General features: G+C 72.1%; 17 protein-coding genes. 16 read left to right on the top strand and 1 reads right to left on the bottom strand.

The window, feature by feature from the left end:
• Nucleotides 1-71: 71 nt before the first annotated feature.
• A complete protein-coding gene (locus ACYVF7_RS31490) occupies nucleotides 72-1,112 on the bottom strand; it encodes an NAD(P)-dependent alcohol dehydrogenase (RefSeq protein WP_460347894.1) in 1,041 nt (346 codons plus the stop codon).
• Between the two features lie 173 nt (nucleotides 1,113-1,285).
• Between ACYVF7_RS31490 and ACYVF7_RS31485 the strand changes: the two genes are divergently transcribed.
• From ACYVF7_RS31485 to ACYVF7_RS31410, 16 genes are all read left to right on the top strand, one after another.
• Nucleotides 1,286-2,431 (top strand): acyl-CoA dehydrogenase family protein, encoded by a 1,146-nt coding sequence (locus ACYVF7_RS31485; RefSeq protein WP_460347892.1) that lies wholly within the window; start codon nucleotides 1,286-1,288, stop codon nucleotides 2,429-2,431.
• Between the two features lie 20 nt (nucleotides 2,432-2,451).
• A complete protein-coding gene (locus tag ACYVF7_RS31480) occupies nucleotides 2,452-4,392 on the top strand; it encodes an oxidoreductase (RefSeq protein WP_460347890.1) in 1,941 nt (646 codons plus the stop codon).
• Nucleotides 4,393-4,631: 239 nt separating this feature from the next.
• On the top strand, nucleotides 4,632-5,420 hold the full coding sequence (locus ACYVF7_RS31475) for an enoyl-CoA hydratase/isomerase family protein (protein ID WP_460347888.1): 789 nt from the start codon (nucleotides 4,632-4,634) through the stop codon (nucleotides 5,418-5,420).
• A gap of 5 nt (nucleotides 5,421-5,425) precedes the next feature.
• Entirely contained in the window at nucleotides 5,426-5,806 is a 381-nt protein-coding gene (locus ACYVF7_RS31470; protein ID WP_460347886.1) for a Zn-ribbon domain-containing OB-fold protein, read from the top strand.
• Entirely contained in the window at nucleotides 5,803-6,948 is a 1,146-nt protein-coding gene (locus ACYVF7_RS31465; RefSeq protein ID WP_460347884.1) for a thiolase family protein, read from the top strand. Before ACYVF7_RS31470 ends, ACYVF7_RS31465 begins: the two co-directional genes overlap by 4 nt.
• An 18-nt stretch (nucleotides 6,949-6,966) precedes the next feature.
• Nucleotides 6,967-8,169 (top strand): acyl-CoA dehydrogenase family protein, encoded by a 1,203-nt coding sequence (locus tag ACYVF7_RS31460; RefSeq protein WP_460347882.1) that lies wholly within the window; start codon nucleotides 6,967-6,969, stop codon nucleotides 8,167-8,169.
• 48 nt (nucleotides 8,170-8,217) lie between these two features.
• Nucleotides 8,218-9,138, top strand: a complete 921-nt coding sequence (locus ACYVF7_RS31455; RefSeq protein WP_460347880.1) for a phosphotransferase family protein — start codon at nucleotides 8,218-8,220, stop codon at nucleotides 9,136-9,138.
• Nucleotides 9,139-9,204: 66 nt separating this feature from the next.
• Entirely contained in the window at nucleotides 9,205-10,434 is a 1,230-nt protein-coding gene (locus ACYVF7_RS31450) for an acyl-CoA dehydrogenase family protein (RefSeq protein WP_460347878.1), read from the top strand.
• Complete coding sequence (locus ACYVF7_RS31445; protein WP_460347876.1) at nucleotides 10,431-11,207, top strand: SDR family oxidoreductase; 777 nt, start codon at nucleotides 10,431-10,433, stop codon at nucleotides 11,205-11,207. The genes ACYVF7_RS31450 and ACYVF7_RS31445 overlap by 4 nt, the downstream gene beginning before the upstream one ends.
• The gene (locus ACYVF7_RS31440) at nucleotides 11,204-12,769 is read left to right on the top strand and encodes an SDR family NAD(P)-dependent oxidoreductase (protein WP_460347874.1); all 1,566 of its coding nucleotides are present in this window, start codon (nucleotides 11,204-11,206) and stop codon (nucleotides 12,767-12,769) included. Before ACYVF7_RS31445 ends, ACYVF7_RS31440 begins: the two co-directional genes overlap by 4 nt.
• Nucleotides 12,770-12,794: 25 nt before the next feature.
• Nucleotides 12,795-13,943: an acetyl-CoA C-acetyltransferase gene (locus ACYVF7_RS31435; protein WP_460347872.1), complete on the top strand. Its 1,149-nt coding sequence runs from the start codon at nucleotides 12,795-12,797 to the stop codon at nucleotides 13,941-13,943.
• Nucleotides 13,944-14,022: 79 nt separating this feature from the next.
• A complete protein-coding gene (locus ACYVF7_RS31430) occupies nucleotides 14,023-14,649 on the top strand; it encodes a TetR/AcrR family transcriptional regulator (protein ID WP_460347870.1) in 627 nt (208 codons plus the stop codon).
• A 286-nt stretch (nucleotides 14,650-14,935) separates the two neighbouring features.
• Nucleotides 14,936-15,346: a hypothetical protein gene (locus ACYVF7_RS31425; protein WP_460347868.1), complete on the top strand. Its 411-nt coding sequence runs from the start codon at nucleotides 14,936-14,938 to the stop codon at nucleotides 15,344-15,346.
• The gene (locus ACYVF7_RS31420) at nucleotides 15,343-15,720 is read left to right on the top strand and encodes a hypothetical protein (RefSeq protein ID WP_460347866.1); all 378 of its coding nucleotides are present in this window, start codon (nucleotides 15,343-15,345) and stop codon (nucleotides 15,718-15,720) included. Before ACYVF7_RS31425 ends, ACYVF7_RS31420 begins: the two co-directional genes overlap by 4 nt.
• A gap of 18 nt (nucleotides 15,721-15,738) precedes the next feature.
• Nucleotides 15,739-16,059, top strand: coding sequence for an EthD domain-containing protein (locus ACYVF7_RS31415; RefSeq protein WP_460347864.1), 321 nt, complete (start codon nucleotides 15,739-15,741; stop codon nucleotides 16,057-16,059).
• 49 nt (nucleotides 16,060-16,108) lie between these two features.
• Nucleotides 16,109-17,605: a class I adenylate-forming enzyme family protein gene (locus tag ACYVF7_RS31410; RefSeq protein WP_460347862.1), complete on the top strand. Its 1,497-nt coding sequence runs from the start codon at nucleotides 16,109-16,111 to the stop codon at nucleotides 17,603-17,605.
• The last annotated feature ends 50 nt before the right edge of the window (nucleotides 17,606-17,655 follow it).

The following is a 17,655-nucleotide window of genomic DNA, read 5'->3' as shown; positions in this document are numbered from 1 at the left end:
CTGTACGCGGTGATCAAGGCGCCAGACCGTGCCGGGCGGTGGCGAACGTGCGAACGACGGCGCGCGGCGGATCAGTCGGGAACGAGCACGACCCGCCCCCGCACCTGGCCCTCACGGAGCCGGTGCAGTGCCTCCGGCGCGGCGGACAGCGGGAGCCGCTCCGTCTCGACCCGGATCGCGCCCGAGCGCGCGAGCGCGACGACCTCGGCGAGTTCGGGGCGGGTTCCCCAGTACGGCAGCGAGAGCCTGAAGCCCGGCGGCAGGACGCCCGGCTTGCGGACGGTCAGGTGCCCACCGCCGCTGCCGACCACCGCGAGTTCGCCCCCGGCGCGCAGCAGGCCGGCCGCCAGCTCGATCGACTCCGGGCCGCCGACGAAGTCGAGCACGGCGTCCACCCCTGTACCGCCGCTCTCCGCCCTCAGTACGCGATCGGTGTCCGCCCGCAGCAGGGTGACGTAGTGCGCGCCGGAGTGGTGCGCGAGGGCCAGGGCCTCCTCGCGGACGTCGACGGCCAGGATGCGGCAGGGAGTGATCGCGGCGAGGAGTTGCACCGCCAGATGGCCGAGGCCGCCGACGCCGATGACGAGAACGGTGGTGCCCTCCCCGAGCAGGTGCCGCAGCCCGGCCACGGCGTGGTAGGAGGTCAGCGCCGCGTCGGACAGCGGCGCGGCCTGCTCCGCCGGCAGGTCGCCGATCGAGACCAGGTAGCGGGCGGACGGCGCCAGCACATGGCCGGCCATTCCGCCGTCGCGGCCCAGGCCGAGCCCGTGCCAGGAGAGGGCGTCGCGCCGGTCGCAGTAGTTGTCCCGGCCGGCCGCGCAACGATCGCAGCGGCCGCAACCCCACGGGCCGTACAGCACGACGCGTTCACCGACCGCCACCCCCTCGGCGTCGGGTCCGAGCGATGCCACCCGTCCGGCGACCTCATGGCCGAGGGTGAACGGCGGCCGATAGGGGAGAGCACCCGCGGGCGCCTCGAGGACGTGCAGGTCGGAGCGGCAGAGCCCGGCGGCCTCCACTCGGACCAGGACCTCGGCGCCGTGCGGCACGGGCCGCTCGACCTCGGTCAGTGTCGGAGGCTCTTCCCAGGCCGTCAGCCGCAGCGCTCTCATCGTCACCCACCCCAAGTCCCGCCGACCCCGTGGCCGCCACGATAACAGAGATGAAATCGATTCAGGACTCGAGGCCCAGGGTGTCTGCACCTGTTGTCCGGTCGGCGTCGTCTGCCTAAAGTAACGAATCGAGTTCAGTTCTATTTTACTCGTCCCGCACGACGGAGACCCTCATGAACCATCGCCACCCCGAGATCGATCCCCAGTCGCTGTCCGAGACCGAGGAACAGCGGCAGTTGCGCGCCATCCTGCGGGGCTTCTACGCCGAGACCAGCGGGCCCGAGGACGTCCGTAGGCATCTGGCCACTCCGCGCGGTCACGACGAGGCGCTCTGGACCCGGCTCGCCGGCGAGATCGGCGTGCACGGGCTCGCCATTCCCGAGGAGTACGGCGGGGCCGGGTTCGGCTTCGCCGAACTGGCGGTGGCCCTGGAGCAGTCCGGACGTGCGCTGTACTGCGCGCCGCTGCTGTCCACGGTCGTCCTCGCCGCCCATGCCCTCCTGTACGGCGGCGACCGGGACGCGTGCGAGCGCTACCTGCCGCGCATCGCGGACGGAACGCTCACCGCGACCGTGGCCGGATTCGACGCCGACGCGCCCGTCGTGGAGGCTCAGCGGGACGGTTCGGGCTGGACGCTGCGCGGCCGGGCGGACTTCGTGCTCGACGGGGCCGGCGCGGACCTGATCCTGGTGCGTTCCCGGACGCCGGGCGGACCCCGGCTGTTCGCCTGCGAGCCGGCCTCCGGCACCTGCGTACGGACTCCGCGCCGGGTCCTGGACGAGACGCGCCGCCAGGCGCTGGTCGAGTTCCGGGGGGCCCCGGCCACCGCCGTCGGCGCGGAGGATCACGCCGAGCAGACGGTCACGGCGACCCTCGACGTCGGACGGGCGGCGCTGGCGGCCGAGCAGCTCGGCGGCAGCGGGCACGCGCTGGACGCCACGGTCGAGTTCGCCGCGCAGCGTCACCAGTTCGGGCGTCCGATCGGTTCCTTCCAGGCGCTCAAGCATCGGATGGCCGATTGGCTCGTAGCGATCGAGGCGGCACGTTCGGCGTCCGCGTACGCGACCGCCTGTGTGGCCGCCGCGTCGCCGCAGCTCCCGGTGGCCGCGAGCGCCGCCGCCGCGGTCTGCTCCGAGACCTTCCGCCTGGCGACGGCCGAGTACGTCCAACTCCACGGCGGCATCGGCTTCACCTGGGAGCACCCGGCGCATCTGTACGTGCGCCGGGCGCGCAGCGACGAAGTGCTGTTCGGCACGGCGGATCAGAACCGTACGCGCCTCGCCGAACTGGTCGGCCTCGCCCCGCGGCCGGCCGCGTGAGAGGAGATGGAGGATCCGTCGTGCCGGAACGCATCGCCCTGTCCGCGCCGTTCACCCTCGCGGGCCTTCCCTTGCGCAACCGCCTCGTCGTCACCGCCCACGCCACCGCGGCCGTGATCGATGGAGCCCCCACTGAGGACGACGCCGCGTACTGGCGCCGCCTGGCCCGCGGAGGCGCCGGCATGGTGATCACCGGGGGCACGGTCGTGGCCCCCGAGTCGACGTTGCCGCGGCGCTACCTGACCGAGGCCTGGCGTCCCGAGATCGAGGGCGCGGTGCGCCGGCGCGCCCTGGCGATCACCGATGCGGGCGCCGTGGCCATCGCGCAGCTCGTCCACCTCGGCCGGGAGACCCTCGGCGCCGCCACCTATTACGCGCCGGTCTCGGCCGCGGCCGTTCGCTCGCCCCGCGAGGCGAGCGCCCCGCGCGCGCTGACCGAGGAGGAGACGCGCGGTGTCGTCGAGGCCTTCCGCGTCTCCGCGGCCAACAGCGTGCGGGCCGGTTTCCACGGGGTGGAGCTGCACGCGGCCCACGGCTACCTGCTCGCCCAGTTCCTCTCCGGGGCCGTCAACATCCGCGACGACGAGTACGGCGACCGCCTCGCCCTGCTCGTGCGGGTGATCGACGCGATCCACGCCGAAGTGGGGGAGGCGCCCATCGGCGTACGCGTGTCGGTCGAGCCCGGCGAGGACTCCGGTCTCGGCCTGGACGACCTGCTGGAACTGCTCCCGCGCCTGTGCGCCGCATCGCCCGTCGCGTACGTCAACGTCACCACCGGTGTTCGCAACACCTACGTTCCCGGCATGGCGACCACGCGCCCGCCCCTGCTGGAGTCGGTGGCCCGGCTCCGCGCGGCGGTCGCACCGCCGCTCGTGATCGGCCAGGGTTTCCGGTCGGTGACCGATATCGAGCGGGCGCTGGTCTCGGGGGCCGATCTGGTCGGCATGACGCGGCCGTTCATCGCGGACCCCGACTTCGCCCGCAAGGTGATCGCGGGCGACGAGCGGTCCGTGCGCCCGTGTACGGGCTGCAACGAGGGCTGCCGCACGTTCGAACCCACCGGGTCGTGCGCGGTCAACCCCGACCTCGGCCCGCCCGGTCACCGCGCGCGCCCGGCCGTTCCGCTGCTGCTCACGCGGCGGGGCTCCGCCGGCGGTCCCGTCGCGGTCGTGGGAGCGGGACCCGCGGGCATGGAGTGCGCGATGACGCTCGCCGGCGCCGGCATCGAGGTGACCGTCTTCGACAGCGCTCGGCGAGCCGGGGGCCAGGCACGCATCGCCTCCCTGGCTCCGAACCGTCCCGGCTGGCAGAGGTTCGTGGACCACCAGTACGACCGGCTCACCCACCTCGGCGCGCGCGTGCTGCTCGGGAGCCGGCCGAGCGCGGACGACTTGGCGGCGTATCACCAGATCGTGCTCGCCACCGGTGCGGAGGAGGCCGCCGTCCCGGTCGCGGGCGGGCTCCCGACGCTCACCAGCACTCAGTTCCTGCGCCGGTACGCGGACGTCGTGCCGGAAGCTCCCAGGGTCGCCCTCCTCGATGACGGATTCGGCTGGTGGCAGGGCATCGGCGTCGTCGAGGGCGCGCTGGCGGCCGGTGCTGAAGAGGTGGTCTTCATCACTCCCGGCACCGGCTTCGCGACGGGTCTGTCACCGGAGAACCGGACCCAGCTGATGCGGCGTCTCACCGGGTTCCCCCTGCGGGTCGTGGCGATGAACGCGGTGGTGTCGACGACTGCCGGTGGCGTGCGCCTGCGGCATGTCCTGGACGGTCACGAGACGCACGTGCCCGCCGACCTTCTGGTCACGGTCGGGGAACGTCGCCCGCATCACCTCGACCTCATCCAGAGCGCCCACCTGACCGTCCGCGCGATCGGCGACTGCGTCGTGCCACGTCGCATCGCCCACGCCGTCGCCGAGGGGCGCGCGGCCGCGGAGGCCGTCATCGCAAGGCCGGTATGACGATCGGTCTCGTCGAAGGACCCCCGGTCCCGGGACTCCTGTGCGTCTTCATGTGGTGAAGTAACTTCGATTTTACGGGGCGATGACTCTTTCGGAACCGGGTTCCGCCGCACCGCCGGACCGGCGACAAGCACTTCAGGCGAAGGTAATTGATCGATCGTGAGTGGGGTTGACAGGCCGTCGGTCGATGACCACACTCGTAGTGAATTCAGTTCAAGTTGGACTCGGAGGTCGGGGTCATGGCAGTTGAAGACGAGATCCAGTTCGAGCGTGACGGCCATGTCGCACGTGTCTGGCTCAACCGCCCCTGGAAGAAGAACTGCGTCACCGTTCCCATCCTGGACCGGCTCGACGAGATCATCACGGAGGTCGACGAGGACCCCGAACTGCGCGTCCTGGTCGTCCGCGGCCGCGGCGGCACCTTCTGCTCGGGCTTCGACCTCGACAGCCTGAAGGCGGACTACGTCGGCAGGTCGAACGCCATCGACGTCGCCGTGAAGTCGGCCAAGGTATGCGACCGCCTGTACTCGATGAAGACCCCGTCGGTCGCGGTCCTGGAGGGCCACGTCACCGCCGGCGGCTTCGAGATCATGATCTCCTGCGACTTCGCCATCGCGGCGGACGACGCCCAGATCGGCGACTTCCACATCCGGCGCGCGCTGTTCGGCGGAGCGGGCCCGATCTACCGGGTGCCGCGCATGATCGGTATCCGGAAGACGAAGGAGCTGATGCTCACCGGCAAGCTGCTCTCTGGTGTCGAGGCCGCCGAGTTCGGGCTGATCAACAAGTCCGTCCCGGGCGAGGAGCTCGACGAGGCGGTCCAGGACTTCATCGGCGACCTCATCGACAAGAGCCCCTTCACCATGTGGCTCACCAAGATGACGATCGACCGGAGCCTGGACGCCGACACCCAGTCGCTGATGGTGATGGAGCACCTCGCCGTGGGCGTGGCGCTCAACTCTGAGGACGCCAACGAAGGCGTCTCGGCCTTCCTGGAGAAGCGCGAGCCCAAGTGGACGGGGCGCTGACCGGAATGCCGACGGTTCCGCGGAGCCCGGCCGCCGGGCTCCACGGCTCGCGCTGCTCGGCCTGCTCGGTGACGGCCTACCCCGCGGACGGCACCTGCCCGCGGTGCGGCGGGCCGGCCGCACCGGCGGCCCTGAGCGGCGTGGGCAGGCTCTGGACCTGGACCGTGCAGCGGTACGCCCCGAAGTCACCGCCCTACCGGGTCCCGCCGGGCGGCTTCGAGCCGTTCGCGGTCGGCTATGTCGAGCTGGAGGAGGGCGTCCGGGTGGCGGCCGTACTGGAGATCGACGATCTGGACGACATCCGGATCGACATGCCTCTCACGGTGACCGCCGGCGACGGCGTCCCGCGGGCCCGGCCCGCGATCCCCGGTGAGGAGGGGGCATGAGCGGCGATGTCGTGATCTGCGGTGCCGGGCGCACCCCCTTCGGCCGGATGGAGGCGAGCGGCCGGCAGCTGGCCGTCGGCGCGGTGAACGCCGCGCTGACCGACGCGGGGATCCCCTGGTCGCGGGTCCGGGCCGCGTTCGGCGGCAGCGACAGCGCCGGGCTCGCCGACACGCTGGTGGCGCAGCTCGGCATGACCGGGCTGGCGTTCGTCAATGTCAAGAACGGCTGCGCCACCGGCGGCAGCGCGCTGGTCTCCGCCGTGAACGCGATCCGCTCGGGCATGGCGGACGTCGTCCTCGCCGTCGGCTTCGACAAGCACCCGCGCGGCGCCTTCGACCCGCGGCCCGAGGACTGGGGGCTGGGGGAGGAGTACGGCAGCGACGGCCTGATGGTGACCACTCAGTTCTTCGGAATGAAGATCCGCCGCTACATGCACGACCACGGGATCACCTCGCGGACCCTCGCGCTGGTCGCCGAGAAGGCGTACCGCAACGGGGCGCTGACTCCCGAGGCGTGGCGCCGGAAGCCGCTGCCGGCCGCGGAGATCCTCGACTCGGGGATGGTCAGCGATCCGCTGACCCGCTACATGTTCTGCTCCCCTGGCGCCGGTGCGGCCGCGCTCGTGCTGTGCTCGCCCGAGGTCGCCCGCACGCTGGACGGCCCTCCGGTCACCCTGCGCTCGGCCGTCGTACGGACGCGGCGCTTCGGCTCGTTCGAGGTATTCAGCCCGTGGCTCCCCGTCGGCGAGCCGACCAGCGTCAGCCGTGACGCCTCGGCCGCCGCGTTCGAGCAGGCGGGGATCGGCCCCGGCGACGTCGACGTCTGTCAGCTCCAGGACACCGAGAGCGGAGCCGAGGTCATGCACCTGGCCGAGTGCGGTTTCTGTGAGGACGGCGAGCAGGAGCGGCTGATCGCCGCCGGCGCCACGGAGATCGGCGGCGCGCTGCCGGTCAACACCGACGGCGGCTGCATCGCCAACGGCGAACCCATCGGCGCCTCGGGCCTGCGTCAGGTCTACGAGGTCGTCCAGCAGCTGCGCGGACGGGCCGGCGAGCGCCAGGTCCCCGGCGAGCCCAGGGTCGGTTTCACGCACGTGTACGGCGCTCCGGGCGTCAGCGCGTGCACGGTGCTGTCCCGCTGAACGGAGGTGGAGGAAGCGATGAGCGACATCCCGGAACCGGAGGAGTTCCGCGCGCAGGCCCGGCAGTGGCTCGCCACCGTGGCCGGTCCACGCGCCGCCGAGGGGGAGTGGGGCAGCGGATCCGATTCCGTCGCCGTGTTCGAGAACTGGACCGAGGCGGAGGAACGCGAGCACACCGCCCGCACCCAGGAATGGGAGCGCACCCGCTATGACCACGGGTGGGGCGCGCTGAACCGGCCGGAGAAGTACGGGGGGCGGGGCCTGCCCGCGTACTACGAGCAGCTCTACCGCGCCGAGGAGGCCGGGTTCGACGTCCCCCACCGCACCGAGATCTTCCCGGTGACGCAGCAGCTCGTCGCCCCGGCGATCGGCATCTGGGGCACCGAGGAGCAGAAGGAACGCTGGCTGCGGCCCATGCTCCGCACCGACGAGCTGGCCTGCCAGCTGTTCTCCGAGACGGAGGCCGGCTCCGACCTCGCCGCCGTGCGTACCCGGGCGATGCGCGAGGGCGACGACTGGGTCCTGAACGGCCACAAGGTCTGGACCTCCGGGGCGCAGGTGGCGACCTGGGGCGTCGCCGTCTGCCGCACCGACCCGGAGGCGCGCAAGCACGCCGGCATCACCGTGTTCCTGGTGCGCATGGACGCGCCGGGCGTGACGGTACGGCCCATCCGGCAGATGACCGGCGGCACCAGCTTCAACGAGGTCTACCTCGACGGTGTCGTGGTGCCCGACACCGACCGGCTCGGACCGGTCGGCGAAGGCTGGCGGGTCACCCTCAGCGTGCTGGCGGCCGAACGGCTCGACTCCGGAGGACTCGGCCTGGACAACGCCGACCGGGCGCTGGAACTGGCCCGGCACCTGCCCCGCCCCCTCACCGGCGGTGAGCTGCAGCGGGCGGCCGACCTGCACATCCGCACGCTCGTCCAGCGGCTGATCGGCCTGCGGGTGACCGCCGCCCTCGTCGCCGGGCGCGAGCCCGGCGCGGAGGCGTCCGTCGGCAAGCTCTACGCCACCGAGACCATGCGGCGGACGAGCGACCTGGTGTCGGAGCTGCTGGGACCGCGCCTGGTGGCCGACACGGAGGAGTGGGGCACCTACGCGTGGACCGAGCACCTACTGGGCGCGCCCGGCTACAGCATCGCGGGCGGCACCGACGAGATCCAGCGCAACATCCTCGCCGAGCGGGTGCTGGGCCTGCCGAAGGACCCGGCCCGATGAGCACCCTCACCGGAACGGCCGAACTGACCGTACGGGTCCAGGACCACCTTGCCCCGCCGGCACCCCGGCGCGCCGGTCGGCGCGTTGCGAGCCCTGCCGGGCGGCCACTCGGGGCTGACCTACTCGGTCGGCGTCGGAGACGCCGGGTACGTCGTCAAAGCGGTGCCTCCCGGACAGCGGCCGATCGGCCGCAACGACGTGCTGCGCCAGGCCCGCGTGCTCGGAGCGCTCGCCGGGTCCGCGGTGCCGGTGCCGGGCGTCGTGGCCGTGGACGCGGCACAGCCCGCATGGTTCGCCATGGAGTTCGTCGCCGGCGAGGCCGTCGAGCCCGTACTCGACGGCCCCGAGGTGCCCGCCGCGACGGCCCGCGCCCGGATGCTGGACATCGCCTCCGTGCTGCGACGGCTGCACGACACCGATGTCCGCACGCCCGGCCTCGACCCGCCCGAACCGCTCGACGCCGCGGGCGAGCTGGAGCGATGGAGCCGGACCATGCACGCCGTACCGGCGGAACTGCGTCCCGGCGCGGAGGAACTGCTGACGCGCCTGGCCGACGACGTGCCCGGCGACGTCGCGGCGGTGCTCCTGCACGGCGACTTCCGGCTCGGCAACGTGCTGTGCGTCGCGGATCGCGCCGCGGCCGTCATCGACTGGGAGATCTGGAGTGTCGGTGACCCGCGCATCGACCTCGGCTGGTTCCTGCTCTTCACCGACCACCGGAACTTCCCCGGAGTCGGGCGTGCCGTGCCGGGCCTGCCCACGGAGGCGGAGCTGCTGGAGGCCTACCTCGCGCGGCCCGCGCCGCCCGCCCTGGACTGGTTCCGGGCGCTGGGCCGCATGAAGATGGCCGCGATCATGGGTCACAACCTGCGCCGGCACCGCGAAGGTAAGCACCACGACCCGGATCAGGAGCGGCTGCCGCCCACCATCGCCGCGATGATCCGCACGGCGCGCGACATCCTCGGCTGATCCCGCCCGACGACATGAGCCAGGGCGCCCCGTACGTATCGCGGGCGCCGGTGAACAGGAGCAATCGTGGACTTCGGATACTCGCCACGGGCGCGCGAACTGCAGGACCGCATGCGGTCGTTCATGGAGCAGCACGTCCTGCCCTCGGAGGCCGGCTACGACCGGCAACTGGCCGAGGCGGACGATCCGCACGCGCTGCCGCCGGTGATGATCGAGCTGAAGGAGAAGGCACGCGCCGAGGGCCTGTGGAACCTCTTCATGACGCACGGCGACTGGGGAGCGGGCCTGACCAACCTGGAGTACGCGCCGCTCGCCGAGCTGGCGGGCCGCTCCATCATCGGCCCGGAGGTGTTCAACTGCTCGGCCCCCGACACCGGCAACATGGAGCTGCTCGCGCTGTACGGGACCCCGGAGCAGCAGGACCGCTGGCTGCGGCCCCTGCTGAGCGCCGAGATCCGCTCCTGCTTCGCGATGACCGAGCCGGAGGTAGCCAGCTCGGACGCCCGTAACATCCGCACCCGCATCACCCGCGACGGCGACACGTACGTCGTCAACGGCCGCAAGTGGTACACCTCCGGCATCCTCGACCCCGACTGCAAGCTGATCATCGTGATGGGCAAGACCGATCCGGACGCGCCCACGTACCGGCAGCAGAGCATGCTGCTCGTCCCCCGGGACACGCCGGGCGTCACCGTCGTGCGCGACCTGCCGATGTTCGGCTACACCGACCGGCTCGGCCACGGCGAGGTGCTCTTCGAGGACGTCCGCGTGCCGGTGGCGAACATCCTCGGCGGGGAAGGCGAGGGGTTCGCGATCGCCCAGGGGCGGCTCGGCCCCGGGCGCATGCACTACGCCATGCGCGCCGTGGGCTTCGCCGAGCGGGCCCTGCAGTTGATGTGCGAGCGGGTCACCGAACGCGTCGCCTTCGGCGGGCCGCTCGCCGACCAGGGCGTGGTACGCGAGTGGATCGCCCGCAGCCGCATCGAGATCGAGCAGCTACGCCTCCTCGTGCTCAAGTCGGCCTGGCTGATGGACACCGTCGGCAACGCCGCCGCCCGTACGGAGGTCGCCGCGATCAAGGTGGCGGCGCTGGACGTGGCCCACCGGGTGGTCGACCGCGCGGTGCAGGCGCACGGCGCCGCCGGCGTCAGCGACGACACGGTGCTCGCCCGCCTGTTCTCCATCACACGGGCGCTGCGCATCGCCGACGGGCCGGACGAGGTTCATCTGCGGACCGTGGCACGCCTGGAACTGGCCAAGTACCGGAAGAACGACGACAAGGCGGGAACAGCGTGAGCACGAACGTTCTGGAAGGCAGGGTCGCCGTCATCACCGGCGGATCGCGCGGCATCGGCCTCGGCATCGCCACCGCCTACCGCGAGGCCGGAGCGCACGTGGTGATCGCCGCCCGCAAGGCGGAAGGGCTCGCCACCGCACGGGAGGAACTGCTGCGCGTCAAGGGCGACGGCGACATCCTCACGGTCGTGGCCAACGCCGGCGAACCCGACCAGGCCGAGGCATGCGTCGACCAGACCATGGAGCGGTTCGGCCGGATCGACGTCCTCGTCAACAACGCGGCCACCAACCCCTACCACGGCGACCTGCTCGGCCTGGACCTGCCGCGCGCGGAGAAGACCGTCCGCGTCAACCAGTACGGCATGATCGCCTGGACACGCTTCGCCTGGCAGGCCTGGATGGGCGCGCACGGGGGAGCCGTGGTCAACATCGCGTCGGTCGGCGGGCTCATCGTCGATCCGCACATCGGCTACTACAACGCCACCAAGGCCGCGATGCTGCACATGACCCGGCAACTCGCCTACGAACTCGGGCCCGCGGTCCGGATCAACGCCATCGCCCCCGGGCTGATCAAGACGGAGCTGGCGCGTGCGGTGTGGGAGGCCCGCGAGTCCATCCTGACCGCCAGGCTGCCCCTGCGGCGCCTCGGCACGGTGGAGGATGTGGCGAACGCGGCCCTGTTCCTGGCGAGCGACGCCTCCTCCTGGATGACCGGCCAGACCCTCGTGCTCGACGGCGGCGCGACCGCCCTGCCGATCGGAGTGGAGGAGTGAACGCGCCCCGGCCCGTCTCCGAGCTGTTCTCGCTGGAGGGCCGGACGGCGATCGTCACCGGGGCCTCCGCCGGGCTCGGCGCACGCTTCGCCACCGTCCTCGCCCAGGCCGGCGCCACCGTGTTCGCCGCGGCCCGCCGCACCGATCGGCTCAAGGCGCTCGCCGACTCCGACGCGCGCATCCACCCCGTCACCTGCGACGTCTCCTCGGAGGCGGACCGCGTACGGCTGGTCGAGACGGCGCTGACCGCCACCGGCCGCATCGACGTCCTGGTCAACAACGCCGCCGTGCCCGGCGAGACGCGCGCGGAGGCCGAATCACCCCACGCCTTCGCCGACGTCCTCGCCGTGAACCTCACCGCCCCGTACCATCTGGCCCGCCTCACCGCCGAGGCCGCCGCGCCGGCCCACGGCAGGAGCATCGTCAACGTCGCCTCCATCCTCGGCCTGGTCACGACCGCCCCCCTGGGCAGGGGCCGGCTACTCGGCGTCCAAGGCGGGGCTGATCGGCCTGACCCGCGAGCTGGCCGGCCAGTGGAGCGGCGCCGGAACACGCGTCAACGCGCTCGCGCCAGGCTGGTTCCGCACCGAGATGACCGCAGACCTGTTCGGCGACGAGCGCTCCGGCCGATGGGTCGAGCGCAACACGCTGCTGCGCCGCGGCGGCCACGAGCACGAACTCGACGGCGCCCTCCTGTTCCTCGCCTCCGACGCCTCCTCCTACTGCACCGGACAGGTCCTGACCGTCGACGGCGGATGGACCGCCCGATGACAGTCGGCTTCGAGATCGGCGAGGGCGGCCTCGCCCGCGTCACCCTCCGCAGGCCCGAGGCGGGCAACGCGATCGACCTGGAGACGGCGCGCGGGCTGCGGGAGGCGGCGCGCGCCTGCGCCCGCGAGCACGTACGGGCCGTACTGCTCAGCGGTGAGGGGCGGTCGTTCTGCGTCGGCGGCGACCTGCGGGAGTTCGCCACGCTCACGGGTGAGGCGTTGGAGACGCACCTGCTCGCGGTGACCGACGCGTTGCACGACGCCCTGCGCACGTTCGCCGCCATGGACGCGCCCCTGGTGGCGGCCGTGCAGGGCGCGGCGGCCGGTGCCGGCCTCGGCCTGGCCGTGGCGGCCGACGTGACGTTGGCGGCCGAGGGCGCGTCGTTCACCGCGGCGTACACCGGAATCGGCTATTCGCCGGACGCCGGGACCAGCTGGTCCCTGCCCCGGCTCGTGGGTCCGAAGCTGGCCCTGGACCTGCTGCTGACCAACCGCCGGGTGGCGGCGACGGAGGCGGCGGAGATCGGGCTGGTCAGCCGGGTCGTCGCAGCGGACGCGCTGGCCGCCGAGGCCGAGCGTACGGCCGAGGCGCTGCGCCGGGGGCCCACGGTCGCCTTCGGCGCCACCCGCCGGCTCGTCGCCGCCGGGCCGACCGCGGAGCTGGGCCCGCACTTGGACGCCGAGGCCCGTTCCATCGCCGCCCTGGCCGCCTCCGACACGGGCCGCGAGGGCGTCGCGGCCTTCCTCGGCAAGCGGGCGCCGGACTTCACGCGCGTCCCGCCCCGTCCCTGACCGCAGAACCCCTTTGGAGATCACCGTGTCGGAAGCATTCATCGTCGGTGCCGTCCGCACCCCCGTCGGCCGCCGGCGAGGCGCGCTCAGTGGCGTGCACCCGGCGGACCTCGGCGCGCATGTGTTGCGTGCGCTGCTGGAACGCACTGGTGTCGACCCCGGCGCCGTCGACGACGTCTACTTCGGCTGCGTGAGCCAGATCGGCGCGCAGACCGGGAACATCGCCCGTACCTCGTGGCTGTCGGCAGGGCTGCCACAGCACGTCCCGGGCACCACCATCGACCGCCAGTGCGGCTCCTCCCAGCAGGCCGTGCACTTCGCCGCCCAGGCCGTCGGATCGGGCGGCGCCGACCTGGTGATCGCCGGTGGCGTGGAGGTCATGAGCCTGGTCCCCATCGGCAGCCCGATGTCCGTCGGCGAACAGGCCGGCATGGGCACCCCGTACGCGGGCGACGGTTGGCGTGAGAGCTTCGGCGACCAGGAGGTCTCCCAGTTCCGGGGAGCGGAGCTGATCGCCGAGAAGTGGGGCGTCTCCCGCGCGGACATGGAGCGCTTCGCGCTCACGAGCCACCGGCGAGCCCTGGCCGCCCAGGCAGGCGGGACCTTCGACGCCGAGATCGCACCGGCCTTCGGGCTCACCGCCGACGAAGGTCCTCGTGCCGGCACCACCCTCGAGAAGATGGCCGGCCTGAAGACCCTCACCGAGGGCGGTCGGCTGACCGCCGCCGTCTCGAGCCAGATCTCCGACGGCGCCGCCGCCCTGCTGGTCGCCTCCGAGGACGCGGTGCGCCGTCACGGCCTGACCCCGCTGGCCCGCGTGCACGCCATGGCCGTGGTCGGCTCCGACCCGATCCTCATGCTGACCGGTCCGATCCCCGCCACGGAGAAGGTCCTGAAGACCGCGGGGATGTCGGTCGGCGACATCGACCTGATCGAGATCAACGAGGCCTTCGCGCCGGTCGTGCTCGCCTGGCAGAAGGAGATCGGCGCCGACGAGGAGCGGGTCAACGCCTTCGGCGGCGCGATCGCGCTCGGACATCCGCTCGGGGCGACGGGCGCCCGGCTGATGACCACGCTCGTCCACCAGCTTCGCAGAACCGGGGGACGCTACGGTCTGCAGACAATGTGCGAGGGCGGCGGCATGGCCAATGCCACCGTCGTCGAGCGCCTGTGATTCAGCCGATTCGCAACCGAGTTCAGGTTGGGTCTACCCTCGGTTGCGGACGGGGTGATCCACGGTCAGGAGGCAGGTCATGGCGGCGAGCTTCGTCGAAGAACCGGAGGCGGGGCCGAGGTCCAAGCGTGCCGCGGTCCTCGCGGCGGCGGTCGACTGCTTCGGTGAGACGGGTTTCGAGGCCACCAAGTGGTCCACCGTCGCGGAGCGGGTCGGCATCGGGCAGACCGCGCTCTACCACTACTTCGAGTCCAAGACCCACTGCCTGCTCACCATCATGCGACTGGAGCTGCAGCGGTCGCACGACAAGTTCACGGAGGCGACCACGGGCGTCGCCGAGCCGGTCGACGCGCTGCGGTCGGCGGTCCGCGCGGCGTACGACGTCTCCGACCAGGAGGTTCTGCAGATGCGCATCCTGCACAACCACATGGACCTGCTGTCCGGCACGCGCAAGTCCAAGCGCGAGGAGGCCGAGCGGGTGGCGGCCCGCCAGCTGGTCCAGGTGGTCGAGCGGGACTGGACGAACCTCCTCGTGCGCGGCATGTCCCAGGGGGCGTTCCCGCTGCGTGACGCCCAGCTGCTCGGCGCGAGCGTGCTCGGCCTCATCGTCAGCGTGTGGCGGTGGTACCGGCCGTCCGGGCCCACGCCGCTGTCGGAGATCAGTGATCTGATCGAGGACGCCTGCGTGCGCATCGTCGCCATGTGACGACTCCGGTTTCTTGCCGTGCCCTCCGGCGGACGTTCGTCCGCCGGAGGGCTTTTCGGCGTGGTCCTACGGTCCGCTCTCGGACTCCTTCGACGTTGCTCGTGCCGGAGACCGCCGCGATCGGTCCCGCGACGGCTCTTGCCAGGTGTGTTTCCCTCTCGTTACGATCCTAATTGAACTGAACTTGGCTCAAGTTGTATTTTCGCCGCGGCCAGCGGCGTCTCCGTCGGTCCGCCGGCGACACCTCAGGCCGTCGAACGGCCGCCGGTTGAAAGGGCGCACACTCATGGCGTTGCGTGCATATCTGGCGAGCATGGACAGCCAGCATCCGGAGCAGACACTGGAGCTGCTCGAACCCGACTTCCGCTTCCTCATCGCCCTGCCGGGCAGGGAGGTCACCGGAACGTCCCGGGAGGACTTCGCGTCCTACATCGCCGGACGCAATCCGGTCGACCGGGCACACGAGGTCCTGCGCTACAGCAGAGACGGTGACACCGAGACCGTCTACGGAGTGGTGACGGAGCGCGGGCGCTACGTCGGCTCCTTCCTGTCGGCGGCGGTGGTCTCACCCGGCGGGCTTCTGGCGCGCTACCAGTCGTTCTTCAGCACCTCGTTCCAACTGGTCGACTGGACCGAGCAGAGCGCCGGGACCCGATCCGCCGCCTCGACGACCGCGACCGGCGGGAGCCGGGCATGACCGAGTCCTCCACCGCGGCGCCGTTCCTCACCGAATGGTTCAAGCTTCTCGACGGTGACGAGCCGTCGAAGATCCTCGACCTGATCAGCGATGACTTCTCGCTGTCCATCCTGTTCTCCACCGGAGACGGCGACGCCACCGACTTCGCCGGCGACCGCGCGGCCCTCGTCGGCTATCTCGAACAACGCGAGAAGGGCACCCGGACCCACCACCTGCTGTCGGCGACCACCGTCGGCCGGGATGAACTGTTCCTGGGAGAAGTACGGCGCGGCGGCGTCCCCGAGGCCAGCTTCGTCGCCGCCGGGCGGGTGAACGGCGAAGGACGGCTGCAGCGCCTGCTGATCGGCCGGTCGTCCGAGATCCGCTTCGACTGACCAGAGAGGGAGACGGTCGTGTACAACCTGATTCTGCTCGCGTCCCGGCCTTCGGACTGGACCCACCAGCAGTTCATCGACTGGTGGCGGGGCGACCACGCGGAACTGACCTACCGCCTGCCCGGACTGCGGGCCTGGCGGCACACCGAGATCGACGATGCGCTGGAGAAGCGATCCGAGGGCTGGGACGGGATCTCCGTGCTCGGTTTCGACTCTCCGGAGGATCTGAAGAAGGCCCTCGCGAGCCCTGAGTGGGCGGACGCGGTGGCACAGGTCGGAGACATGAAGGGCCGCCGTATCGCCGTCATGGGCCACGAGGCGGAGATGTTCACCGCCTGAGGCCGCCAGGGCGGACGCAGGTCGGGGCACAGCGCAGCGAGGAAGCAAGATGCGACAGGTAACGCGGGAGTTCCAGCAGAGGGCCGAGGAGGCCGATTTCGTCGCCGTCATCGACGACACGGGCCCCCACACGGCCCGGGAACTGCTCGACGAGGCGGCCCGGCTGACCGGAGCACTGTCCGCCGTCGCGGGCGGCACCGTCATGCTCCAGGCCGACAATTCGTGGCGCACCGTCGCCGCCACCCTCGCCGTCGGCCTGCGGGGCGGGACGCTGGCGGTGGTCAACCGGCACACGACACCTCAGGAGTTCGCCGCGGCCTGGGAGGACATCCGCCCGGACGCCGTCGTCGCCGAGCCCTCGGCGGTGGCGGAATGGGCGGTGCACGATCTGCTGCCGGCCTCGGCGGGCACGGTGCTCGGCGGCTGGCAGGCGCGGTCCGCGTCCCGGCCGAGCGACGTGTCGCGGTGGTCGGGCGGTGTCCTGATCGGCCTCACCTCCGGATCGACCGGACGCCCCAAGGGCGTCGTCCAGTCCGAGGAGGCCCTGCGCTATGCCGCGGCGAGCACCATCGCCATCAACGGCCTGTCGCGCGGCGACGCCGTCGCCGCGATCGTGCCGCTGTCGTCGACGGCGGCGTACTGCTTCGGCGTCTACCTCGCCCTGCTGCTGGGCGGTCCGCTCGTCTTGACGGGCAAGTGGGACCGCGCCGTCGCGCTGGAGCGGATGGCCGGCGCCGACGTCCGCTGGACCATGTGCGTCCCGACCATGGCGTTGCAGATGGGGGCCGAGGCTGCCGGCTCCGGTGCCCTCCGCCGCGTCCGGTCGATCACCGTCGGCGGCGGGCCCATGGACCGCGGGGCCCTCGCCCGCGCCGAACGGTCCCTGGGCACGAAGATCCTGCGTGTCTTCGGCATGTCCGAATGCCTCGGACACACGTCCCCCGGTCCCGGCGACCCTGAGGAGATCCGGCTCGGCAGGGACGGACGGCCCTTCCCGGGGACGGACGTTCGCGCGATCACCCTCGACGGGCGGGTGGCCGGCCCGGGCGTGACCGGCCGGGCGCAGGTGCGCGGCCCGTCCCTCTTCCTCGGCTACGCCCGGGACGGGCGAGTCCATCCGCCCGAGCTGACGGCGGACGGCTACCTTCCCACCGGCGACCTGCTGATGACCCACGAGGACGGCACCATCAGCATCATGGGCCGGGAGAAGGACGTCATCATCCGCGGGGGCCGCAACATCGACATCACCGAGATCGAGCGCGCCGTCGCCGGCCATCCGCGGGTCGCGTCGGCGTGCGTCGCTGCGGTCCCCGACGAGGTGCTCGGTGAACGCGTCGCGCTGCTGGTCGTCACCGAGGACGGCCGTGACATCGAGCTCGCCGAGGTGACCGGATACCTGGGGAGCGTCGGCCTGTCCAAGAGCAAGTGGCCCGAGTATGTCCACAGCGTCGCCGAGCTGCCCCAGACCAAGGTCGGCAAGCTCGACCGGGCCGGGGCCCGGGACCTGGCCGCACGGCTGCGCGACCACGCGGCCGATCCGGCCTGAGGCGGCGAAACGTCCGCGAACGGCGGTACCTCCGCGAACGGCGGGGCGTC

Source organism: Actinoallomurus acanthiterrae, assembly GCF_054775715.1.
The sequence above is the reverse complement of the archived record's forward strand: the minus strand, read 5'-3'. Positions and strand labels throughout refer to the sequence as shown.